General features: G+C 31.8%; 24 protein-coding genes and 1 other annotated feature. All 24 genes read left to right on the forward strand.

Annotation, left to right across the window (positions count from 1 at the left end; all coding sequences use genetic code 11):
• Window positions 1–71 precede the first annotated feature (71 nt).
• Entirely contained in the window at window positions 72–1397 is a 1326-nt protein-coding gene (gene der, locus UF10_RS03385; protein ID WP_106776410.1) for a ribosome biogenesis GTPase Der, read from the forward strand.
• 15 nt (window positions 1398–1412) lie between these two features.
• Window positions 1413–2024 carry a glycerol-3-phosphate 1-O-acyltransferase PlsY gene (gene plsY, locus UF10_RS03390; protein ID WP_106776411.1) on the forward strand — a complete coding sequence of 204 codons (612 nt, stop codon included), beginning with the start codon at window positions 1413–1415 and terminating at the stop codon, window positions 2022–2024.
• A 50-nt stretch (window positions 2025–2074) separates the two neighbouring features.
• Window positions 2075–3085, forward strand: coding sequence for an NAD(P)H-dependent glycerol-3-phosphate dehydrogenase (locus UF10_RS03395; RefSeq protein WP_106776412.1), 1011 nt, complete (start codon window positions 2075–2077; stop codon window positions 3083–3085).
• A gap of 136 nt (window positions 3086–3221) precedes the next feature.
• A complete protein-coding gene (locus UF10_RS03400; RefSeq protein WP_106776413.1) occupies window positions 3222–3923 on the forward strand; it encodes a YggS family pyridoxal phosphate-dependent enzyme in 702 nt (233 codons plus the stop codon).
• A 29-nt stretch (window positions 3924–3952) separates the two neighbouring features.
• The gene (locus UF10_RS03405; protein ID WP_106776414.1) at window positions 3953–4468 is read left to right on the forward strand and encodes a cell division protein SepF; all 516 of its coding nucleotides are present in this window, start codon (window positions 3953–3955) and stop codon (window positions 4466–4468) included.
• A gap of 20 nt (window positions 4469–4488) precedes the next feature.
• A complete protein-coding gene (locus UF10_RS03410; RefSeq protein ID WP_106776415.1) occupies window positions 4489–4746 on the forward strand; it encodes a YggT family protein in 258 nt (85 codons plus the stop codon).
• 7 nt (window positions 4747–4753) lie between these two features.
• Window positions 4754–5539 carry a YlmH family RNA-binding protein gene (locus tag UF10_RS03415; RefSeq protein WP_106776416.1) on the forward strand — a complete coding sequence of 262 codons (786 nt, stop codon included), beginning with the start codon at window positions 4754–4756 and terminating at the stop codon, window positions 5537–5539.
• Between the two features lie 13 nt (window positions 5540–5552).
• Window positions 5553–6197, forward strand: coding sequence for a DivIVA domain-containing protein (locus UF10_RS03420; protein WP_106776417.1), 645 nt, complete (start codon window positions 5553–5555; stop codon window positions 6195–6197).
• A gap of 125 nt (window positions 6198–6322) precedes the next feature.
• Window positions 6323–6551: a binding site (T-box leader), on the forward strand.
• Window positions 6552–6635: 84 nt separating this feature from the next.
• Entirely contained in the window at window positions 6636–9758 is a 3123-nt protein-coding gene (gene ileS, locus UF10_RS03425) for an isoleucine--tRNA ligase (RefSeq protein ID WP_106776418.1), read from the forward strand.
• Between the two features lie 231 nt (window positions 9759–9989).
• Window positions 9990–11189: an exodeoxyribonuclease VII large subunit gene (xseA, locus tag UF10_RS03430; RefSeq protein WP_106776419.1), complete on the forward strand. Its 1200-nt coding sequence runs from the start codon at window positions 9990–9992 to the stop codon at window positions 11187–11189.
• 12 nt (window positions 11190–11201) lie between these two features.
• A complete protein-coding gene (xseB, locus tag UF10_RS03435; RefSeq protein WP_106776420.1) occupies window positions 11202–11426 on the forward strand; it encodes an exodeoxyribonuclease VII small subunit in 225 nt (74 codons plus the stop codon).
• Window positions 11426–12316 (forward strand): polyprenyl synthetase family protein, encoded by an 891-nt coding sequence (locus UF10_RS03440; RefSeq protein WP_106776421.1) that lies wholly within the window; start codon window positions 11426–11428, stop codon window positions 12314–12316. Before xseB ends, UF10_RS03440 begins: the two co-directional genes overlap by 1 nt.
• Before the next feature lie 20 nt (window positions 12317–12336).
• Window positions 12337–12771: a divergent PAP2 family protein gene (locus UF10_RS03445; RefSeq protein WP_106776422.1), complete on the forward strand. Its 435-nt coding sequence runs from the start codon at window positions 12337–12339 to the stop codon at window positions 12769–12771.
• Window positions 12772–12784: 13 nt separating this feature from the next.
• Window positions 12785–14701, forward strand: coding sequence for a 1-deoxy-D-xylulose-5-phosphate synthase (gene dxs / locus UF10_RS03450; protein WP_106776423.1), 1917 nt, complete (start codon window positions 12785–12787; stop codon window positions 14699–14701).
• The gene (locus UF10_RS03455) at window positions 14701–15579 is read left to right on the forward strand and encodes a TlyA family RNA methyltransferase (RefSeq protein ID WP_106776424.1); all 879 of its coding nucleotides are present in this window, start codon (window positions 14701–14703) and stop codon (window positions 15577–15579) included. The genes dxs and UF10_RS03455 overlap by 1 nt, the downstream gene beginning before the upstream one ends.
• A gap of 13 nt (window positions 15580–15592) precedes the next feature.
• Window positions 15593–17278 (forward strand): DNA repair protein RecN, encoded by a 1686-nt coding sequence (gene recN, locus UF10_RS03460; RefSeq protein WP_106776425.1) that lies wholly within the window; start codon window positions 15593–15595, stop codon window positions 17276–17278.
• 35 nt (window positions 17279–17313) lie between these two features.
• Complete coding sequence (gene steA, locus UF10_RS03465; RefSeq protein ID WP_106776426.1) at window positions 17314–18435, forward strand: putative cytokinetic ring protein SteA; 1122 nt, start codon at window positions 17314–17316, stop codon at window positions 18433–18435.
• Window positions 18436–18490: 55 nt separating this feature from the next.
• Complete coding sequence (locus tag UF10_RS03470; protein WP_106776427.1) at window positions 18491–19357, forward strand: copper transporter; 867 nt, start codon at window positions 18491–18493, stop codon at window positions 19355–19357.
• A gap of 12 nt (window positions 19358–19369) precedes the next feature.
• Entirely contained in the window at window positions 19370–20059 is a 690-nt protein-coding gene (locus UF10_RS03475) for a glycosyltransferase family 2 protein (protein WP_106776428.1), read from the forward strand.
• Window positions 20060–20061: 2 nt separating this feature from the next.
• Window positions 20062–20889, forward strand: a complete 828-nt coding sequence (locus UF10_RS03480; protein ID WP_106776429.1) for a glycosyl transferase — start codon at window positions 20062–20064, stop codon at window positions 20887–20889.
• A gap of 1 nt (window position 20890) precedes the next feature.
• Complete coding sequence (locus UF10_RS03485) at window positions 20891–21976, forward strand: DUF3866 family protein (RefSeq protein WP_106776430.1); 1086 nt, start codon at window positions 20891–20893, stop codon at window positions 21974–21976.
• A gap of 98 nt (window positions 21977–22074) precedes the next feature.
• Complete coding sequence (locus tag UF10_RS03490; protein WP_106776431.1) at window positions 22075–22887, forward strand: purine-nucleoside phosphorylase; 813 nt, start codon at window positions 22075–22077, stop codon at window positions 22885–22887.
• Window positions 22888–22907: 20 nt separating this feature from the next.
• The gene (gene mltG, locus UF10_RS03495; RefSeq protein ID WP_242969031.1) at window positions 22908–24071 is read left to right on the forward strand and encodes an endolytic transglycosylase MltG; all 1164 of its coding nucleotides are present in this window, start codon (window positions 22908–22910) and stop codon (window positions 24069–24071) included.
• Window positions 24072–24178: 107 nt separating this feature from the next.
• Window positions 24179–24835: an O-methyltransferase gene (locus UF10_RS03500; RefSeq protein ID WP_106776433.1), complete on the forward strand. Its 657-nt coding sequence runs from the start codon at window positions 24179–24181 to the stop codon at window positions 24833–24835.
• Window positions 24836–24866 lie beyond the last annotated feature (31 nt).

The raw sequence follows: 24866 nt of genomic DNA on the forward strand, positions 1-24866 counted from the left end.
TTGATTGAGAAATAGACTAAGCCTAAAAATAAAAATAAATGAAATAAGAATTTAAGATAGGAAGTGATATATTGAGTAATGAAAACAGACCAATAGTAGCAGTGGTAGGAAGACCAAATGTTGGAAAATCAACAATTTTCAATAAATTGACAGGAAAGAAAATATCTATAGTAGAGGATACTCCAGGTGTAACTAGAGATAGAATATTTGGTGAAGTAGAATGGCTAAACAAGTACTTTACAATAATAGATACAGGTGGTATAGAGCCTGATTCTGATGATATAATAGTATCTCAAATGAGAGACCAGGCAATGCTTGCGATAGATATGGCACATGTAATACTATTTATAGTTGATGGTAAAGGTGGGCTTACTGCAGCAGATAGAGAGGTTGCAGAAATATTAAGAAAGACAAAGAAAGCAGTAATTTTAGTTGTAAACAAAGTGGATTCAAAGAGCCAAGAAAACTTAATATATGATTTTTATGAGTTAGGTCTAGGGAATCCAGTGCCAGTTTCAGGTGCAAACAGTATAGGTTTGGGCGATTTGCTAGATGATATAGTGGAAAGTTTTCCGGATGGATTAGATACACAGTATGATGAAAGCATTATAAAGGTAGCTATAACAGGTAAGCCAAATGCTGGAAAGAGCTCTATATTAAATAATATATTGGGTGAAGAAAGAGTTATAGTTTCACCGATAGCTGGTACTACTAGAGATGCGATTGATACATATGTAGAAAGAGATGACAATAAATTCCTTCTAATAGATACTGCGGGTATAAGAAGACGTAGCAAAGTCTATGAAAGAGTAGAGAAATTCTCTGTTTTAAGAGCGATGACAGCTGTTGATAGAGCAGATGTAGTGCTTATAGTAATAGATGCCACTGAGGGTGTCACAGAACAGGATACAAAGGTTGCAGGGCTAGCTCATGACGAAGGTAAAGGCTGTATATTTGTAGTTAATAAGTGGGATTTAATAGAAAAAGATAATAAAACCATGATAAACTTTAGAAATCAAATCAAAACTAAATTCCCTTTTATGAACTATGCACCGATACTATTTGTATCAGCTCTTACAAACCAAAGAATTAATAAAATATTACAGACAGTTATGGACGTTTCCTATGAACAGAATAGAACTGTAACAACATCTGTTTTAAATGAAGTACTTGGTGAAGCTGTTATGTTAAATCAGCCACCTTCAGATAAGGGTAGAAGATTAAAAATTTATTATGGAACACAAACAGGAACAAAACCTCCTACTTTTACATTATTTATTAATGACAAGAAGCTTACTCATTTTTCTTATACAAGATATTTAGAAAATAGACTAAGAGAGAATTTTGGCTTTGAAGGTACTTCTATAAAAATAGAGTACAAGCAAAAAAGAAGATAACAGGGGGGAAGTAATGTGCTTTTATTATATGTTTTAATTATAGTATTGTCCTATTTAATAGGAAATATCTCTAGTTCATATATAATTAGCAAGGCAATATTTGGCAAAGATATAAGAATGCAGGGGTCAAAAAATGCTGGAACGACTAATGCACTTAGAACTTTTGGCTTCAAGGCAGGATTAGCGACTTTTCTTGGAGATTACTTTAAGGGGACGATTGCCGTATTAATAGCTATGCTTATAGCAAGAAAAGCTAATTTAGATATAGATCTTGCCAAATATATTGCAACTTTAGCAGTTGTGGCTGGTCATAACTGGCCAGTACTATTGAAGTTTAGGGGTGGAAAGGGTGTTGCCACTACATATGGTGCTTTACTTGCCATAGCACCCCTACCTACATTAGCTAGTATGCTATTTTTTATAGTACTAGCATTGGTAACTAAATATGTTTCAGTAGCTTCAATTTTAGGAGTATGTTTATTTCCAATTCTTATGATTATGAGAAGTGACTTAGGCGGAGTATGGGTATGCCTTTTACTTTCTGTATCAGTTATTTATAAGCATAAAGAAAATATAAAAAGACTACTAAAAGGTGAAGAAAGTAGATTGGATTTAAAGAAAAAATAACCAAACATAATTTGGGCAAAGAAAGTCAGATTTGAAGGGGGTTATAATAGATGAATAAGGTATGTGTATTAGGAGCTGGTAGCTGGGCTACTGCTTTAGCAAAAGTATTAAATGATAATGCCAATGAAGTAATACTTTGGGCGAGAAGACAGGAGCAATGTGACGAAATAAATAATAGTCACACTAACAATAAGTATCTGGAAGGATTCGAATTAGATGAAAAATTAAAAGCTACTACTGATATAGCTGAGGCAATAGCAGATTCTAAAGTTATTGTTTTAGCTGTTCCTTCTCAACAAGTTAGGTCAGTTTGTCAAAAGATAAAGAGTTTAGTTTCATCTGACCAAATAGTAGTCAATGTAGCAAAAGGTATAGAAAATAAGACTGGAAAAAGAATATCTCAGATATGCCTTGAGGAACTTCCAAATAATAAATATTGTATGCTATCAGGGCCTTCTCATGCTGAAGAAGTCTCTAGAAATATTCCTACAGCAGTAGTAGCTGCTTCAGAATGTATATATACATCACAGACGATACAAGATTATTTTATGAATAAATACTTTAGAGTATATACAAATAATGACCTTATAGGTGTGGAGTTGGGCGGTGCTACTAAAAATATAATCGCTTTCGGAGCAGGTATATTGGATGGTTTAAACTATGGCGATAACTCTAAGGCAGCTCTTATGACTAGAGGCTTAACTGAAATCAGTAAGTTTGGAGTAGCTATGGGAGCGGAGCTGTCTACATTTTCGGGCTTATCAGGAATAGGAGATCTTATAGTAACTTGTACAAGTATGCATTCTAGAAATAGAAGAGCAGGTATACTAGTAGGAAAGGGTCTTTCTATTGATGAAACAAAGAAAGAAATAGAAATGGTGGTAGAGGGAATAACAGCTACTATAGCAGTATATGAAATGGCAGAAAAAATGAATATCGAGATGCCAATTACTGAGTGTATATATAGAGTTATTACCACAGATCTTAATCCAGAAGAGGGTGTTATGGAGTTAATGACAAGATCAAAAAAACATGAAAATGAATCGATATTTAAATTATAATTCATAAATTTTAAAATAATACATACAATCTTATAAGTTTTTGATATAATAATATATATATGTTATTATGCTTATTGAGATTTAATTATTTTCATCATGATTTTTTAAAAATAATACTATGAAAGTAGGTGTATTAATGATGAGTATTGATAAGAATTTAGATAAGATAAGGCATAACATAGAGGATGTAGCCCAAGGATGTGGCAGAGATTTTAAAGATATATTACTGCTTGGAGTTACTAAAACTGTGGATACAGATTTAGTAGAAGAAGCAATGAAATATGGCATTACTGATGTTGGAGAGAATAAACCCCAAGAGCTTAGTAGAAAATATGAGCTTATTGGAGATAGAGTAAAGTGGCATCAAATAGGATCTTTACAGACCAATAAGGTAAAATATATTATAGATAAAGTTGAGCTTATACATTCTTTGGATAGAATAAGTCTCGCAAAAGAAATTCAAAAAAGAGCAGAACAACACGATATTACTGTAAAATGTTTAGTACAGGTAAATGTTTCAAAAGAAGAATCAAAACATGGCATATATGCAGAAGATGTAGAGAGCTTCATTAGAGAATGTTCTGAAAAGTACGATAGAATTAAAATTACGGGATTAATGACAATGGCACCGTTTGATGCGGAAAAAGAAGAAGTAAGATCAGTATTTAGAGATTTAAAAAAATTATCAGATGATATTTCTAAATTAAAGCTTCCGAATGTCGAAATGAAGGATCTTTCAATGGGAATGAGTCAAGACTTTGATATAGCTATTGAAGAAGGAGCAACAATTGTCAGAATAGGTACATCCATTTTTGGAAAGAGAAACTATAATAAATAAAATATACAGACATTGCTAGGAGGTAAATTATGGCAGGTTTTAAAGATAAAATGGGAAAATTAAAAGACTGGATGATAACAGACGACGAAAACTCTGATGAAGAATACGATTCATATGAAGATGAATATGATGATAGCTATGAAGAATATGATGATAACTTTGAAGAGTACGAAGAAGATACAGATATTACATCTACATCGTCATCATATGCAGCAGGTATAGCTGCAAGCAGAGTAGCGGATTATCAGGCTCATAACCAAATGAAGGTTGTAATTGTTGAGCCAAAAGTATACGATGATGCAGCTACAATTGCTGACCATCTAAAGCTTAGAAAAACTGTAATAGTAAATCTTGAAAATATGACACAGCAAAATACTAAAAAGTCTATATTTGACTTTATGAATGGAGCCGTATACGTATTGGATGGTAGCATACAGAGAGTTTCAAAATCTATATTTATTCTTGCACCGAAAAATGTTGATGTGGATGCAAGCATAAAAAAAGAACTTGAAAGTAAGGCTATTTTTCCTTGGCAAAGTAGATAATTTAAAGCGAGGATAATAATATGGGAATAGTGAAAGTTGCATTGCAATATCTAATAAATATTATAGTTTGGGTGATTATCGCAAAAGCTATACTTTCTTGGTTTCCTGGTGCACAAAGTAGTAGCCTATATACTATGTTAGATCAATTTACGGAACCTGTAGAGGCGCCTATAAGGAAGATTTTTGGCAAGTATATATCTGGACCTTTAGATTTTACTCCTATGATAGCGATTATATTTCTTATGATAATAGGAAAATTAATTATGAGATTTTTGTAGGTGTAAAATGGATAAATTAAGGGTTACAAATCATATCAAGGATGATGATTTGAGAATTAAGATGTATAGGGTTGTCGATATCTGTAATTCGGTGCTTAAAAACTATGAGTATAGACAAACTGATTTTTTAAATCCATTTGAAATAAAAAATGCAGTGGCAATAGTCAATTCTAATCAGGATTTAGCTTGTAGGATAGATGGTGGATATGATGATGCAGAAAGGTCTGTATTATCAATTTTTCCATATTATCAGCAAGTAGAAAGCCCTGATGTTGAAATTAGTTTTTTACAGATTGATGGGAATTTTAAATTTTCATCTGTTTCACATCGAGATTACTTGGGGGCTATACTAGGCCTAGGTATAAAAAGAGAAAAAATTGGGGACATACTAGTACATGAGGATTACTGTCAGCTAATAGTTGAAAGTGAAATATCAGACTATATAATATACAATCTAGATAAGGTTGGAAATAATAGAGTTAGCTTAAAAAGTATAGACAGAAGTGATATAATAAAGTCAAGTCAAACTTTTGATGAGAGATCACTTACTATATCTTCTCTTAGACTAGACAATATTATTTCTTCAGTATTTAAGCTATCTAGACAAGAGGCAACTAAGCTTATAGATTCAGGGTTTGTTTCAGTTAATTATGAAAAAATCTACAAAAATTCAAGTTTAGTCGAGGGAGAGTCGGTAATCTCAGTCAGGAAAAAAGGAAAGTTTATTTTGAGTGAAGTAGGAGATACTACTAGAAAAGGCAAAATCAAAATAAAAACAAAAATATTCGTATAGGGAAGTGAGATAAATGATTACACCAGAAGAAATAAGCAATAAAGAATTTAAAAAGGGATTTAGGGGTTACAGCGAAGAAGAAGTAGATGTATTTCTAGATCAATTAAAAGATGACTATGAAGTTATTGTAAAAGAAAATGAAGCCGTAAAAGAAAAATTACTTATGTATCAAGAACAAGTAAGTAAATATTCTAGCATAGAGGAAACATTAAAAGAAACTTTAATCACAGCTCAAAGTGCGGCAGAAGATACTACTAGTGCTGCCAATAAAAAGGCTAGAATAATAGTTCAGGAAGCGGAACTTCAGTCAAAGCAAATAATTGACAGTGCAAATAATAAGGTTGTAGAAATAAGAAATGAGTATGAATCTCTTATAAAAGAATTTAAAGTATTTCGAAATAAATTTAAATCTTTATTAGAAGATGAAATGCAAAATGTTGATGATATCTTTAGTGATATAACTAATGAAAATGATGGCTTTAATCAAGTGAATTCACCAACAACTTTTGAAGGTACAGGAACAATGAGAATGTCAGTTCTAGAAGATGTTCAGGAAGAAGAAGAAAATAACATCGGTATTCAGACAGTTGAGGATATACAAGAGTCTAAGCCAGAAGACGAATCAGGTTCTCCTGAAGATATATTTAAGATAAAATAGTATTTTGTCTGATTTAAGAGTAAATACTTTATAAAAAGTGTAGTATTTTCAATAAAATTGAAAAAGGTTTATAAAAACTATTGACGATTTGTTTTTTTTAACATATAATCAATGACAATAGATTTATAAAAGCTATGACGAAGAGAGTAGTGTATATAAACTTTTTAGCGAGTCGGGTTTGGTGCAAGCCGATAAAGTATTGTATACATGAAGATCACTTCTGAGCAGAAGGCTGAAAGTTTTTTACAATTAAGCCAACCGGGTGGTTTCGATATAGACCTTTGAGAGTTCAGTTACAGAGTTTATCTGTATTTGAGAATTAGGGTGGTAACGCGATTTTAGCTCGTCCCTTGCATTGCAAGGTGACGGGTTTTTTTATTTGCAAAATATCTGAAAATCATCTTGCTACTATAAAATTTATAAAAAGGAGATAAAGAGATGGAAAAAGAATTAGTATTCGATAAGCTTTATGATGGAAGTATAGCTCAGGCCGAAGAAGAAACTTTAAAAACTTGGAGAGAAGATAATATTCTTGAAAAAGTCCTTGAAAAAGGAAAAAATGATCCGACTTTTGTGTTTTATGAAGGACCTCCAACAGCAAATGGTAATCCTGGAATACACCACGTTATATCAAGAACATTAAAAGACTGGGTATGTAGATATAAGACAATGAGTGGTTACAAGGTGCCAAGAAAAGCAGGTTGGGACACTCATGGACTACCAGTTGAATTACAGGTTGAAAAGCAGTTAGGATTATCAGATAAAAAGGCCATAGAAGATTATGGTATAGAAGAATTTTGTGATAAATGTAGAGACTCTGTATTTTCATATGAGAAAGAATGGAGAGAAATGACTGAAAGAATGGCTTATTCAGTAGATTTGGATGATCCATACATAACATTAGATAATGACTACATAGAAACTTTATGGTGGATATTAGATAAAATGAACAATGATAATCTTCTGTATGAAGGACATAAAATACTACCATATTGCCCTAGATGTGGAACTGGACTAGCTTCTCATGAGGTTGCTCAGGGATACAAGGAAGTAAAGACTAATACACTTGTGGCTAAGTTTAAGAAAAAAGGAACAGTAAATGAGTACTTCTTAGCATGGACTACTACTCCTTGGACATTACCTTCAAATGTAGCCTTAACTGTAAATCCAGATATTGACTATATCAAAGCCCAAAAGGGAGAGGAAATATATTATATATCAAAGGATTTAGCAAATAAGCATTTGGGTGAAGGTGAATATGAAGTCTTAGAGACTATGAAGGGTAAAGATCTTGAATATCAAGAGTATGAACAGTTGATGCCTTTTGTAGAAGTTGATAAGAAAGCATTCTTTATCACTTGTGGAGATTATGTAACAGTAACAGATGGTACTGGTATTGTCCATTCAGCACCTGCATTTGGTGAAGATGACTACACAATGGGAAGAAAGTATTCACTTCCATTTGTACAACCAGTTGATGATGAAGGTAAGTTTACTACTACTCCTTGGGAAGGCAAGTTTGTAATGGAAGATGGTCTAGACGTAGAAATCATCAAATGGCTAGCCAAAGAAAACAAACTATTCTCAAAGGAAAAAATGCTTCACAACTATCCACATTGTTGGAGATGTTCAACTCCACTTGTATACTATGCAAAACCAGGCTGGTATATAGAAATGACAAAATTAAAGGATAAATTAATAGAAAATAATAATGGCGTAAATTGGTACCCAGAATTTGTAGGTCAGGGAAGGTTTGGAAACTGGCTAGAGGAATTAAAGGACTGGGCAATATCTAGAACAAGATATTGGGGAACTCCACTACCTGTATGGAAATGTGAGTGCGGATCAAAGAGTACTGTTGGATCTAGACAGGAATTAGCTGATAGAGCTATAGAAGAAGTAAATCCAGAAACAATAGATCTTCATAGACCACACGTAGATAATATACATCTAAAATGCCCTGATTGTGGAAAACCAATGACTAGAGTAACTGAAGTAATAGACTGTTGGTTTGACTCAGGTTCAATGCCTTTTGCACAGTGGCATTACCCGTTTGAAAATAAGGAGAACTTTGACCAATTATTCCCAGCAGACTATATATGTGAAGGTATAGACCAGACTAGAGGATGGTTCTACTCACTATTAGCAGTATCAACATATGTAACAGGAAAAGCACCTTATAAAAATGTATTGGTAACTGATTTGGTACTTGATAAAAATGGAAAGAAAATGTCAAAATCTAAGGGAAATACAATAAATCCATTTGAAATGTTTGATAAGTACGGTGCAGATGCCTTGAGATGGTATTTGCTATACGTATCACCACCTTGGACACCAATTAAGTTTGATGAAGACGGTTTAAAGGAAATAATCTCTAAGTTTATAGGAACATTAAAGAATACTTATAACTTCTTTACACTATATGCTAATACAGATAATCTAAATCCAAAGGACTTCTTTGTAGATTATAAGGAAAGACCAGAGCTAGATAGATGGATTCTTTCTAAGTTCAATAACTTGAAAAAGGAAATTGAAGAAAATCTTGAAATATTTGAAGTAAATAAGTCTATAAGAAGAATGACTGAATTTTTAAATGATGACTTATCTAATTGGTATATAAGAAGAAGTAGAAGAAGATTCTGGGGTACTGAATTAACAGAAGATAAGATGGCAGTTTACAATACTACTTATGAAATATTAACAGAGTATTGTAAGATGATTGCTCCATTTGCTCCATATTTATCTGAAGAAATGTATAGAAAGTTAACTGGAGAATATTCAGTTCACTGTGCAGAATATCCAAGATATGATGAAAGACTAATAGATGAGCGTCTAGAAGAGAAGATGGACCTTACAAAGAACCTTGTTACTCTTGGTAGAGCAGCTAGAGAAAGCTCTAAAATAAAGGTAAGACAGCCTATCTCAGAGGTGCTAATAGATGGTAAGTATGAAAGCTTAATATCTAACCTTGTTGGACTTATAAAAGAAGAACTTAATGTTAAGGAAGTAAAATTTGTGAAAGATCTTAGCGAATTTATGAACTTCACATTGAAGCCTAACTTTAAGGTATTAGGACCAGTACTAGGTAAGAATGTAAATAAGTTTGGTAAGTTGCTTTCAACTCTTGATTCTCATGAAGTTGTAGCAAAAACTGAGTCAGGAGAAAAGATAAAGGTTGATTTAGATGGCGAAGAATTTGAGTTTGGTAAAGAAGAAATATTGATAAACATAGAATCAAAGCCAGGCTTCAACGTTGCTATGGAAAACAATCTATTTGTGATACTAGAGACAGTTCTTACTGAAGAATTGATCAATGAAGGACTTGCCAGAGAGTTTATATCTAAAGTTCAGCAGATGAGAAAATCTAGCGGATTTGAAGTTTTAGATAATATAAATGTTTATTACAATGGTGATGCTGATGTTCAAAGATCAGTAGAGTCATTTGATGAATATATAAAGAATGAAACACTTTCACTATCTATCAATAAGGTTGATGAAGAAGGATTAGAAGTACAAAATCTTAATGATCATGAAACAGGAATAAAGGTAGAAAGAGCATAAAACTTAGAAGATATTAATTTTTACAGCTAGCTAATTGTTGAAATTTAACTTCTGTTTTTTAGTTCAAAATAGTGTAAGTAGATAATATTATTTTATAAAAAATGAAAAATAAATATATATCTTAAAGAGTTGTTGCCTTTGCAGCAACTCTTTTTTATAAAAATTATGAAACTAAGTGTCTAAATATGGTATAATATACCTTAGGAAATTATGCAGTTTGGTGGTGATTAAATGAGGATTAGAGCACTAGATGTTACAGAGCTAAATGAATATATAAAAAGGCTTTTAAATGATGATCCAATACTAAGTAATATCAAGGTACGTGGAGAGATTTCTAACTTTAAAGTTCACTCTTCTGGAAACGTATATTTATCTTTAAAGGATGAAAACTCAAAGGTAAACTGTATGATTCATAAAAATAGTTTTGATAAAAATCTGGAATTAGAGGACGGTAAAAAAATAATTGCAGATGGGTACATATCTTCATATATTAGAGGTGGAGTATATCAATTATATATTAGAAAGATAGAAATAGAGGGCGAAGGTGAGCTTTATAGAGAGTTTATTAAGTTGAAAAATAAACTAGAAAAAGAGGGTTTGTTTGATTATGAATATAAAAAACAAATACCGACCTTTCCTAAAGATATAGGTGTAATAACTTCTCCCACGGGGGCAGTTATTAAAGATATAATAAATGTAGTCAAGAGAAGATATCCCAAAATTAATATAAAGCTTTATCCAGTATTAGTACAAGGACCTAGATCCAAAGATAATCTTGTAGAAGCTTTAGAGTTTTTTAATAAAAATAAAAATGTTGATATCATAATTATAGGAAGAGGCGGTGGATCTTTAGAAGAGTTATGGTCTTTCAATGAAGAGAGTGTTGCTAGAGCAGTATTTAATTCAGAAATACCTGTAATATCAGCTGTAGGTCATGAAACAGACTTTACGATTTGTGACTTTGTATCTGATATGAGGGCTCCGACTCCATCTGCTGCTGCAGAGATTGCAACGCCAAATTTAATGGATATCTTGAACTATCAAAACAATATATTAAAAGCTATGAAAAGCTCCGTTATTAATACGGTCAATTATCAAAGGCAAAAACTAGATTCAAGTATTCATAGATTTATTCTTTACAAGGAAAGATCTTTATTTACAGATAGGTATATGGAACTTGATAGATATCAAGAAAGAATAGAAAATACAATGAGCTTATTGTTGAGAGAAGAAAGAGAAAAGTTGAATATGTTTTCAAATAGTATGGCAAACTTAAATCCATTTTCAGTTCTTGAAAGAGGTTATTCCCTTGCACAAAAGGATAATATCTTGGTATCAAAAGTAGAAGATGTTTCGCTTGGTGATAAAATAGACCTAATGGTGAGCGATGGAAGTATAGAGTGTGAAGTGATAAATAGTAGAAAGAAGTAGTGAGGTTGATTTATGAAAGATATAGACTTGAAAGATTTATCTTATGAAGAAGCAATGTATAAAATGGAAGATATACTTAAAAAGTTAGAATCGGGGAATAATAAATTAGATGACTCCTTAAAGCTATATGAAGAAGGAATTAAGTTATATAGATATTGCAATGAAATATTAGACAAGGCTGAATTGAAAGTAAGCAAGTTTAATGATCAAAATGAAGAAGTTGAGGTGAATATATAATGAACTTTATTTCTGAATTAAAAGAAAAGAGTAGCTATATAGATGAAAAATTAGAAAAATATATGCCAGAGGAAGTTGGATATCAAAAAACAGTGCTTGAAGCTATGAACTATAGTTTGAGAGCTGGTGGAAAAAGATTAAGACCGATATTATTAATGGAATCTTATAGAATCTGTGGTGGAAGTGATGAAGCATTTATTCCATACAGTGTAGCTATGGAGATGATACATACTTATTCTTTGATACATGATGATTTACCAGCTCTTGACAATGATGATTTGAGAAGAGGAAAAGCAACAAATCACAAAGTGTTTGGAGAGGCAATGGCAATATTAGCAGGTGATGCACTTTTAAGTCATGCCTTTGAAATAATGCTAGGTGAAAGTGTAGTATCTAAGTATCCAGAAAGAGGCTTAAGTGCTAGTTATGAAATATCTAAAGCTGCTGGTATATATGGAATGATAGCAGGGCAAGTAGTAGATGTAGAAAGTGAAGGAAAGAATATTGATAGAGAAAAGCTAGATTTTATACATATGAATAAAACTGCAAAAATGATAATTGTAAGTATGAGAGCAGGTGCATTGCTTGCTGGTGCAGATAACGAAAAACTAAATGCAGTGAGTATATATGGTGAAAGGATAGGTCTCGCTTTTCAGATAGTAGATGACATATTGGATATAGTTGGAGATGAAAAAACTTTAGGAAAGCACATTGGTAGTGATCTAGAGAACGAAAAATCTACTTACCCTTCTATTTTTGGTATAGAAAAGTCATGGGAAATTGCTAGAAATTTAATAAAAGAAGCAAAGGAGATGTTGGATATTTTTGATAGGAAAGATAGTCAGTTCTTATCAAGCTTATCTGACTATATTATTAATAGAGAATATTAGATTTATTATAGGGGGAAATAATGAATTATTTCATAGATTTTTTTGCAAACAAGACATTATGGATAAGTGTACTTTCATGTTTTATTGCACAGTTCTTTAAGATGTTTACAGGAAGAAAGAGAGTAGAAATATCCAGAATATTTATTTCTGGTGGTATGCCTAGCTCTCATAGTTCATTTGTTAGCTGTATGACTACAATGATAGGACTGAGACATGGATTTAATTCAGATATTTTTGCCGTAGCTGCTGTTATCTCATGCATTATAATGTATGATGCATCAGGTGTGAGACAGGCAGTAGGTAAACAGGCTACAATATTGAACCAACTTGTAGATGCTTGGCAGAGCAAAAGACCTATTCAACAAGAAAAATTGAAGGAGTTAATAGGGCATACTCCTAAGCAAGTGCTTTTTGGGGCTTTGTTGGGAATTGTAGTTGCAATAATATTTTATTAGTTAGGTGATAAAAATGTATAAACTATTAGAGGGTGTAAATTCACCCCAAGATATAAAAAAAATGAATATGAAGCAATTGAAAGAACTGTCAAAAGAAATAAGAAAGTTTTTAGTCAGAAATATTTCAGAGACAGGGGGGCATTTAGCCTCTAACCTAGGAATAGTTGAAGTGACTCTTGCTTTACACAAGGTGTTTGATAGCCCCGTTGACAAGCTTATATGGGATGTAGGACATCAGTCATATGTCCATAAGATGATAACTGGGAGAAAGGAAAAATTTCCTACACTAAGGCAGTACAAGGGATTGTCTGGTTTTCCTAAGGAAAGTGAAAGTGAACATGATATATTTGACACTGGACATAGCTCGACATCTATATCTGCTGCACTAGGTATTGCAAGTGCTAGAGATATCAAAAAAGAAGATTATGATGTTATTGCAATTATAGGTGATGGAGCTATAACTGGTGGAATGGCAATAGAGGCATTAAATAATCTAGGCTATATGGAAAAAGATATGATAATAATATTTAATGACAATGAAATGTCTATAGATAAAAATACAGGTGCTTTTTCTTCTTATATGTCAAAGATTATTAAAAATAGTGAAGCGATGTCCTTTAAGGACAATATAGATAAAATAATGAATATGACATCTGTTGGGGAAGCTTTTTCAAAAAGAGCAAACAGGCTCACTGATTCAATAATATCTAGTATATCACCATCGGAGTGTAGCTTTATGGATGCACTAGGTGTGAAATATATTGGTCCAATAGATGGACATAATATTGAAGAAATGATTGATATATTAGAGTATGCAAAGCATATTAAGGGTCCAAAGTTCATACATGTAAAAACTGTTAAGGGCAAGGGGTATAGATTTGCAGAAGATAGACCAGATGCCTACCATGGAGTAGGTAAATTTGATTATCGAGAAGGTGTGAAAAAATCAGAAAAAAGATCTATTTCATCAATGGTAGGAATGACTCTTTCTGATATGGCAGATTCAAATGAAAAGATAGTTGCTATTACAGCAGCTATGCCATCAGGAACAGGACTTAATATATATGAAAAGTTCCATCCAGATAGATACTTTGATGTGGGAATTGCAGAACAGCATGGAGTTACCTTTTCTGCAGGACTAGCAAAGGCTGGTATGAAACCATATTTTGCAGTATATTCAACATTTTTACAAAGAGCTTATGATCAGTTGATACATGATGTATGCATTACAAATAAGGCGGTTACTTTTTTGGTAGATAGGGCAGGTTTGGTAGGTAATGATGGAGAAACACATCACGGTGAATTTGATTTATCCTATCTAAATCCAATACCAAATATAACAGTAATGGCTCCATCCGATACAAGAGAAATGATGGATATGATCTACTTTTCACAGAAGATACTTTCACCGTTAGCGATTAGATATCCTAGGGGAAGTGAGTATTACTTAGATAAAGATGATTATAGCTTTATGAAGTGCTCAAAGATTGAAAAATTACCTTTAACTATGGAAAATATAGGTAGACCACAGATTATATATGATGGCATAAAAGAAGGCACAAAAAAGATAGCAATTCTTTCTATAGGAAATATGCTACTTCCATCTATGGAAGCGGTAGATATGATACTAAAAGAAAATGATAATATCTCCTTCAAAATAATAAATGCTAGATACCTTAAGCCATTAGATGAAAAAGTATATCTGGAAATATTACAAGGGATAGATAAGGTCTACACTATTGAAGACAATGTAGTAACAGGTGGATATGGTAGTAGTATAGAACATTTGATAGCATCAAATGATTTAAAAATAGATTTAGAGATAATAGGTATTCCAGAAAGGTTTATATCGCATGGAAATACTGAAGATCTTATGGATGAAATAGCTATGTCATCCGAAAAATTAAAAGAGAGAATAGAGGTTTTTTAATGAAAAAAAGAATAGATGTTTTACTTGTAGAAATGGGCTACTTTGAAAGCAGAGAGCAGGCGAGAAGACATATTATGGCTGGTAGTGTATTTGTAGACAATCAAAGAGTTGACAAGGCAGGTACAGCAGTCAAGATCGATTCTGATATAAGAGTAAAGGGAAAGTTGATACCATATGTAAGTAGAGGTGGATTAAAGCTTGAAAAGGCTCTTAAAAACTTCGATCTAACAGTTAAAGATAAGGTATGTATGGATATTGGAGCATCTACTGGTGGTTTTACTGATTGTATGCTTCAAAATGGAGCAAGAAAAGTATATTCAGTTGATGTTGGCTATGGTCAGTTGGCTTGGAAGCTAAGACAAGATGAAAGAGTAGTTTGCCTTGAAAGACAGAATATAAGATATTTAGATGAGAGTCTTTTAGATGAAAAACCTAATTTTGCATCTATAGATGTATCTTTTATATCATTAAGATTAGTACTTCCAAAAGCTTGGAGTATATTGGCTGACTCAGGCAGAATAGTAGCTCTTATCAAACCTCAGTTTGAGGCTGGAAGAGAAAAAGTAGGTAAAAAGGGTGTAGTTAGAGAAAAGTCAACACATATTGAAGTTATAGATCATATATCTAAAATTGCATTAAAAGATGGCTTTAGAATATTGGACTTGGATTTTTCTCCTATAAAGGGACCTGAAGGCAATATAGAGTACCTAATATATCTAGAAAAAATAGAAAACAAGCTAGAAGAAGATGCTTCAGCAGACGAATTTGAAAAATACATAGCTGATAATGATTCATTGAGTGGATATGAAGGCTCATATGATGATTATTACAAAAAAATTCTTGAGTTAGTAGAGGAGTCACACTCTTTAGACAAATAGTTTGGGGGAAGTTATGATTTACGAATTATATATGAAAAACTGTGCCTTGGTAGAGGAGTTAAGAGTAAACTTTGGAAAAGGTCTAAATATACTCTCGGGAGAAACTGGCTCTGGAAAGTCTATAATTTTGGAAGCTCTAAATCTCTGTTTAGGCGGAAAATACGATAGAACTTTTCTTAGAAGAGGATCTCAATCAGGGGAAGTTGAGACTGTTCTATTTGTTGAAAATGATAAATTTTTAAATAAAATAAAAGACTTAGATATAGAAATAGATGAAGATAATTTGCTAGTAGTTTCAAGGAAACTTTTTTCCGATGGCAGAAGTACTACTAAAATAAATGGTAAAAATATCAAAGTATCAGATCTAAAGAAGCTGATGTCTTTAGTTGTAGATATGCATGGACAGCATCAAAATCAAGCTCTCTATAGCAAAGAAAATCACTTGGAGTTTCTTGATTTATATGGTAAAAATGAGATAAAAAGCAGGCTAAATAATTATAAAAAAGGATACAAGGAATATAATGATATAAAAAAGCAGATATTAAAGCTAAATGATAATAAGTCTGAGATGGAAGTTCAGCGAGAGAGAGATCTGTTAAAGTTTCAAATAAATGAAATCGAAGCAGCAAATCTAAGTCTTGAGGAATACAATGATTTGAAAGTGAAAAAAGAAATATTTGTAAATAGCGAGAAAATATTTAATTCACTTAATGAAGCATATTCCCTACTGCATGCAGGACAATTTAATTCAGAGGAACAGGTAGGTAAGGTTTCAAACTCATTATCTTCCATATCAAAATATGATAAGGAATTGGAAGAAATAGGAATATCTACAAATAATGTACTTTATGAACTAGAGGATATCTCAGCCAATATTAGATCTTATCTTGATAATATAGATTTTGAGCCATATTTGTTAAATGAGATACAGGAAAAATTAGATGTAATCAATAATCTAAGAAGAAAATATGGAGATACAATAGAAGAAATTTTAAGCTATTGTGATAAAATTAAGGAAAGACTTGATGATATTGACAATAGAGAAGAAAAAAATACTGAATTACAATTGAGTTTATTGAAAAAAGAGAAAGAGCTAGCTGTAAAGGCGGAAGAACTTTCAGAGGGTAGAAAAAAGATGGCAAGTAAGCTAGAGGAGGAACTTTTAGAAGAGTTATCTAGCTTGAATATGAAAAACACAAAATTTAAGGTTGATTTTAAAAAGATAGAGTATAATGAAAACGGGTATGATGATGTTGAGTTTTTAGTATCATTTAATCTAGGTGAAGAAATGAATCCACTATACAAGGTAGCGTCCGGTGGAGAAATGTCTAGGTTTATGCTAGCTTTTAAATCAATATTGTCAGATGTTGATAAAATAGATTCATTGATTTTTGATGAGATAGATTCAGGTATTAGTGGAAGGGCTGCACAGACTGTAGGTGAAAAGTTGTCTAGAATATCTAAAGATAAACAACTTATATGTATAACACATCTACCACAGATTGCTTCATTTGCAGACGAACATTTCTATATAGAGAAAAATGTAGAAAATGATAGAACATATACAACTATCGAAAAGTTAGATAGAGATTCAAAGAAAAATGAGATTGCAAGGTTAATATCTGGTATGACAATTACAGAAAAAACGATAGAACATGCTGATGAAATGCTAGATATAGCTGATGAAATAAAAAAATAATTCCCATTTTATTATGGTGAATCTAGGAGGTTAAGATGCGAGTAGAAGCGAAATTGAGAAAAGATAGAAAAACAAAAAAGCTCGCAAAGAGGATAATGGCTGGTGAAATAGCCCTTATTAACCACATTGATATAGATGAAGTGGCTGCAAAATCTTTGGTAGAAGCTAAAATAAAGTTAGTAATAAATGCAGCAGAATCTATAAGTGGTAGATATCCAAATGCAGGACCTAATATATTGGTCAATGAAAATATACTTATAATTGATAATGTTGGAGAAGAAATATTTGACTCTCTTGAAGAAGGAGATACAATTATTGTTGAAGATGGAAAGATTTATCGAGACAATGAACTTATTGGAGAAGGAGAGCTTATGACATCTGATGTCGTTGCTCAAAAGACTAAGCACGCCTATGAAAATATAGGTGCAGAGTTGGATAGATTTATAGATAATACTATAGAATATGCAAGGAAAGAAAAAGGAATGATTTTAGGTGATGTAGAAATACCTAAAATGAAAACAAACTATGATGGCAAGCATGTCTTAGTCGTGGTAAGAGGCCATAATTATAAGGCTGACTTACAGGCAATAATATCTTATATAGAGGAAGTTAAACCTGTACTTGTAGGTGTTGATGGAGGAGCGGATGCACTCTTGGAATTTGGTTATAAGCCTGATGTTATCGTTGGAGATATGGATAGTGTTTCTGATGAAGCATTAAAATCAGCTAAAGAAATAGTTGTACATGCTTATACAAATGGTAAGGCTCCTGGTTTAAAGAGAGTTGAAGAATTAGGTTTAAAGGCTGTGATATTTGCATCTCCAGGTACTAGCGAGGATATTGCAATGTTAGCAGCATATGAATATAATGCAAAGCTAATAGTTGCACTTGGAACCCATTCGAATATGATCGATTTTTTGGAAAAAGGAAGAAAAGGAATGGCATCTACATTTTTAGTAAGGCTGAAAATAGGTGCAAGACTTATAGACGCAAGAGGTGTAAGTATGCTTTACAAGAGCAGATTAAAGCTAAAGTATATCCTAGCTCTTATTGTAACGGCACTTTTTCCAGTGCTCATATTAATCTCATTATCTCCAAAGGTTCAAACTTTTATGCAGCTAGTAGAGATAAAGATGAGGTTATTATTAGGAATGTAAGATGTTTATTTTAAAACATCTTTATATAAATAATTAAAATAGGAAGGTTGATAAAATGCATATTAATTTTAAATATTTCATTGTCTCAATTGGATCAATATTTTTAGCTTTAGGAATAGGAATACTGGTTGGATCAAGTCTTGGTAATAATGAGACTATTCAAAAGCAAAATGAAGCAATTGTAAAAGACATTGATGAGCAATTTAATGAATTGAAGACAAAGGATGAAAAACTAAGTAAAGAAAATATTTCTTTAAAGGAGAATACAGACAGGTATAGAAAGTACATAGAATCAAATGAACTTCTACTAACTGCAGGAAAATTAACGGGTAGACAAATAGGAATTATATCTTTTAGTGAGAAGGACTCCCTAGATAATTTGGATACAGTAATAAGTAATGCAGGAGGAAATGTGGCTTTTAATATTGTAATTAATGAGTCACTATTTGAAAAAGGGAGTGCTCAAAAGATAAATGAAAAGTTACAAACAAATATATCTAAGAATTCAGAGTTAATAGATCTTGTATCAAGTGCTATCAAAGAGTCTGATATAAATGGAAAGTTAAACATTCTTTCTGAACTAGGTTATATAAAAGTAGAAAAGTATACAAATCAGTTTGATACAGTAAACAATATAGTTGTATTTAATAACCCAGTTACAAAGATGAAAAATAAGTTAACGATACTTGAAAAACCTATAATTGAAAATATGAAAGCTGAGAAAGCAGTATTGGCTGTTCAGAATTCATCTTCAAGTAAAGATAGTCTTCAAGAATTATCTAAGTTAAAAATAGCTACTATAAATAACGTTGATCAGTCAATAGGACATATATCTCTTATAACATGCTTGGCAAATGACAAAATAATAGGAGATTTTGGAAAGAATGATGATAATATCGTTACAATACCAGTAGCTAAATAATGGAGGAAAAAGATGTTTACTAGTATAATAATACCAGCATATAATGAAGCTGGGAGAATAAAAGATACTTTGGATCACATAGTCGACATCGATATAATAAATGAAATATTAGTAGTCGATGATGGTTCAAAAGATAATACCGCAGAGCTTTTGGCAGCGTATAAAAATAGTAAAGTTAAATACTGGAAACAAAACCCTAATCAAGGTAAGGGTAAAGCATTAGAAAAAGGACTTGAAATGCTAGATAAAGACAGCGAAATAGTAGTCTTCTTAGATGCTGATATAGGAAAAACATCTTCAGAAGTTATTAAAATTATCCAGCCAGTTATTAATGGTGAGTGTGACGTTGCAATAGCAAAGTTTAGACCAGCCAAGAAAAAGGGTGGAATGGGATTTGTGAAAAGACTAGCTAGAGATTCTGTGTATGAACTAACTGGTGTAAAACTTGATTCAACAATATCTGGTCAAAGAGCTTTTAAAAGAGAAGTAATTGAGAAATTTGACTCAATACCAGATGGATACGGTGTAGAAGTAGGTATGACTATTGATATTTTAAAATGGAATTATAGTGTTAAAGAATATCTGGTTGATATGACACATAATGAGACTGGAAGAGATTTAAGTGGATTTATTCATAGAGGAAAACAGTATTTACATATTAAAAAAATAGTAAAACAGAAAAAACAAGAATGGGGGAGATAACTTTGTACACTTACTTAATGACCCTAATGTTATTTTTTGTAGGAGCATCGGTAACACTGTTATCAATACCATTATTATCTGGAATGCTAAAATCAAGTGGGATGTTAAGGTCAAATTATAGGGGAGAAAAAATTCCAGTTAGTATGGGAATATGTTTTATACCAGCACTTATAATAAATTCAACAATACTATTATATTGTAATGTTGATACAATAAGACTTTTTAGAATATATATATTATTATTTGCTATAATGTCAATGTGTTTTGCAGGTATAATAGATGATAGTATAGGAAATAGAGATGTAACTGGTCTGAAGGGACACTTTAAATCCTTGTTAAAAGGAAAATTGACTACAGGAGGATTTAAGGCTCTTTTGGGAGGTTTGGTAGGTCTTTTAATAACTGTTTCAATATCTAAGTCAATTTCTTATATATTGGTTGGTACTTTAGTAATTGCACTTTCAACTAATTTTATGAATCTCTTAGATTTAAGACCAGGTAGAGCAATTAAAGTTTATATATTGATTTCCATTATAATATTTATATTTAGTTCAGTATTTGAAAAAGAAGTAATGATGTTAATACTTCCAGCTGTTGTGGCATATTTTTACTATGATTTAAAAGCAATGGCTATGATGGGAGATGCTGGTTCAAATGTATTGGGTATCTCTATTGGTGTATTTATAGTTACATCTTTTGATCTAAAGGTACAAATATTTTACTTAGCTATTTTAGTGGCAATACATATTATAGGGGAAAAATTTTCTATAACAAAGCTTATAGAAAATAACCATATATTAAACTATATAGATAAACTTGGAAGGAATTAATATGATTAGTAAAAAATTAGGAATAGTAAATAAGATTAAAAGTGAAAATGAATCAATACAGGATTTGTTAGTTGAAATTGACGGTAATATTGAAAGAGCTTATAATTATATTCAATTGACAGGAAAAGCCAATATAGGTGATAAGATAGTACTTAATACAACTGCTGTTGAACTTAGTCTAGGAACAGGTGGATTTCATTTTGTAATACTTAATATTGACAACCCTGAGTCCCAGCTTTCAGACGGTGGTCATATTATGAAGCTTAGATATACTCCTATGCAGGTAAAGGTTGATTCTGTTGAAGAGCAAGAAAGTAAATATCATGATATATTTAATGATTTTGTATGCTTGGAAAAACTTCCTGTAGCTGTAGGAGCACTTCATAGTATATTGCCTCCATTTGCAGCTACTTTTAAGAAAAACTGTCCAGATAAAAAATTAGTATATATAATGACTGATGGAGCAGCATTACCTATGGCTTTTAGTAAGAACGTAGAAAATCTTAAGAAAAAGGGTTTGATAGATTCAACTATAAGCTATGGAAATGCCTTTGGAGGAGATTATGAGTGCGTAAATATATATACTGCTTTAATTACAGCAAAAGCAATTTGTAAGGCAGACTGTGTAATTGTAGCTATGGGTCCTGGAATTGCTGGTACTGGAACGAAGTATGGATTTAGCGGTATAGATCAAGGTATGATAATAGATGCTGTTGAAAAATTAAATGGGGAATCATATGTTATACCAAGAATAAGTTTTGCAGATTTAAGACCAAGGCATATAGGAATTTCCCATCATTCAGTAACCATTTTAAGTGAAATAACAAGTAAGTCAAGCAATCTTGTTATAAACTCAGGCTATGAGCAGTCAAAGTTAAATATAATAAAAGATCAGATTCTTTGTAATAGTATTGCGGAAAAGCATAAAGTTACATTTACAGAGTATGAATCAACAAAAGAAGATCTTGATGCTTTTGACCTAAAGGTAAAGAGTATGGGAAGAGGATTTGATGAAGATAAGGAATTTTTTGTTGCAGCTTCAACAGTTGCCAGTGAAATTTCAGAAAAAATAAATAAAAATAAATAAAATAATGTTAGAGTAACTTTAGATAAAATCTATTTCAAGGGGTGTTATTTTAAGTTGAAAGATAGATTAACATTAATTTGATAGAAAGGTGTTTTGATATGTATAATAAAGTCAAAGAAAGCGTTGAATATATAAAAAATAAAATAGATGATAAGCCAGAAATTGCCCTAATACTGGGTTCAGGATTAGGTGATTTAGCTGAGGAAATAGTTAATCCAACTATAATACCATATAAGGAAATACCTCACTTTAAAGTATCCGAAGTGGCAGGTCATAAAAGTCAACTTGTAATAGGGCAGCTTTGTGGCAAGTGTGTCTTGGTTATGCAAGGAAGATTTCATTTTTATGAGGGATACTCACAGTCTGAGATAACTTACCCAATAAGAGTATTTAAAGAAATGGGTATAGAAAAATTATTGGTAACAAATGCAGCTGGTGGAGCAAATAAAAACTATAAAGCTGGCGATTTGATGATTATAAAGGATCATATAAATATGAGCGGATCAAATCCATTAATGGGAACAAATGATGAAAAGTTTGGACCGAGATTTCCAGATATGTCACAAGCTTACTCTAAAGCTGGTGTGGAGCTTATAAGACAGTGTGCAGATGAATTATCATTAGATCTAAGAGAAGGTGTATATATGTTTTTCTCAGGACCAAATTATGAAACTCCTGCAGAAGTAAAAATGGCATCTATACTAGGAGCGGATGCAGTAGGTATGTCTACTGTCCCAGAAGTTATCGTAGCCAATCACAGTGGAATGGAAGTATTTGGAATATCTTGTATAACAAATATGGCTGCAGGGATACTAGACCAGCCTCTAAATCATAAAGAAGTAATAGAAACTACAACTAGAGTAAAATCTGATTTTTCAAGCTTAGTTAAGAGATTTATAGAAAAAGTATAAGTTTAGAAAGGAAATTGCCCGTGAGTAGAAGAGAGACGCAATCTAAGAAAGTACTTAGAAAAAGAAAAAAGAAGAAAAAAATAAGGGTTTTTAGGCTTTTAATAGTAATATTTGTATTTCTAGCAATAGTAGCTACTGTTGGAAATTTATACTATAAAAGAGCGTCAAAGGCAGTAGACCCAAAAACTAATAAAGAGATAATAGTTGAAATTCCAGAAGGATCACGTGCAAAAGATATTTCTACGATCCTTAGAGATAAAAAATTAATTAGAAACAAAAGAGTATTTATATCAAATGTAAAAAACTCTAAAAATGCGGAAAAAGTAAAGGCTGGAAAGTATAAGCTTTCTCAAAATATGGACAATAAAGCTATAATAGATAAATTGGTTGCTGGAAAAGTATATCAAGATGGTATAAAAGTAACTTTTCCTGAGGGAAGTGTATCAACTGACATAGTTGATAAGCTTGTAAAAAGTGGTCTAGGAAAAAGAGAAACATATGTAAGTTTATTTAGAAATCCAAAAGAGTTTTCAAAAAAATATACCTTCCTATCAAACAATAAAATAACAACACTTGAAGGATTTTTATATCCTGAAACATATTTTTTCAAAAAAGGAACTAGTGAAAAGCAAGTGTTTGAAAAAATGTTAGCTGAGTTTGAAAAAAAATACAATAAAAATATAATGCCTATTGTAGAAAAAAATAAGCTTGATTTTTATGATACTATAATAATGGCTTCTATTGTAGAAAAGGAAGCAATTAATGATGAAGATAGAGATACAATAGCAGGTGTATTTTATAATAGACTAGATAAAAAAATGAAGCTTCAATCAGATGCAGTACTTCAGTATGGCTTACCAGAACGTAAGAGCAGGGTTTTGTACAAGGACTTAAAGGTAGAAACTCCTTATAATCTTTATCTAAATGCGGGTCTTCCACCAACTCCAGTAGCAAATCCAGGTCTAGAGTCACTTATGGCTGCTGCTAGTCCTAAAAAGACAGACTATCTTTACTTTGTAACTGGAACTGATGGTAAAAACTACTACAGTAAGACATTTGAAGAGCATAAGGTTCATGCGGATAAGTATCGTAAAGATCTAGATGAACAGGAATTAAAGAACAAAAAAGAAACAAATAAAAGTAAAGAGTCAAGTAAAGAAAAAAGCTCTAGTGATAAAAAATAAAAAAGTTTAATTTTGAAGAGTATATGCGGGGAAAGATTTCTTTCCCTGCTTTTTAAAGCAATAAGTAGAGAAAAGACAGGTTTTTAGTTTAAATAGAAGGTGATACAATGAGTAATATAGTAAATGATGCAGTAGAAGATTATATAAGGGGAACATTGGCAGAAAATACAGGTCAGATTAAGGATATGGAAAAATATGCCAAAGAAAATAGTGTGCCAATAATACACAAAGAGGTATCTGAGTTATTAAGAGTTATTCTTAATATACATAAACCAAAAAGAATATTAGAAGTAGGTTGTGCTATTGGATATTCATCTATATTTTTCTCTTCAGTATTAAAAAATGATGTTGAAATCATAACCACAGAAAGAAATCCAGTAATGTTAAAAGAAGCTGAGAAGAATATAGAAAAGGCAGGTCTAAGTGATAAGATAAATATTCTAGTTGGAGATGCCCAGGAAACACTAAAAGATGTAGATGGCAAATTTGACATGATATTTATAGATGCAGCAAAAGGTCAATATAAGATGTTTTTTGATTTAGTAATTGACAAGCTAAATGTAAATGGTATAGTAGTATCAGATAATATATTGTATAAGGGTATGATTGCTGATGACGGATTGGTTGTCAGAAGAAAAAGAACAATAGTAAAAAGAATGAGAGATTATCTAGATTATTTGTGTCAAGCTGAATATTTGGATACATCAATAATACCAATAGGCGATGGAGTTGCTATTAGCTACAAAAATAGTGATAGAAAGTAAAATAGTAGGGTATCTAATATACAGAATAAGG

The organism is Peptostreptococcus russellii, assembly GCF_003012055.1.
GTDB lineage: Bacteria > Bacillota > Clostridia > Peptostreptococcales > Peptostreptococcaceae > Peptostreptococcus > Peptostreptococcus russellii.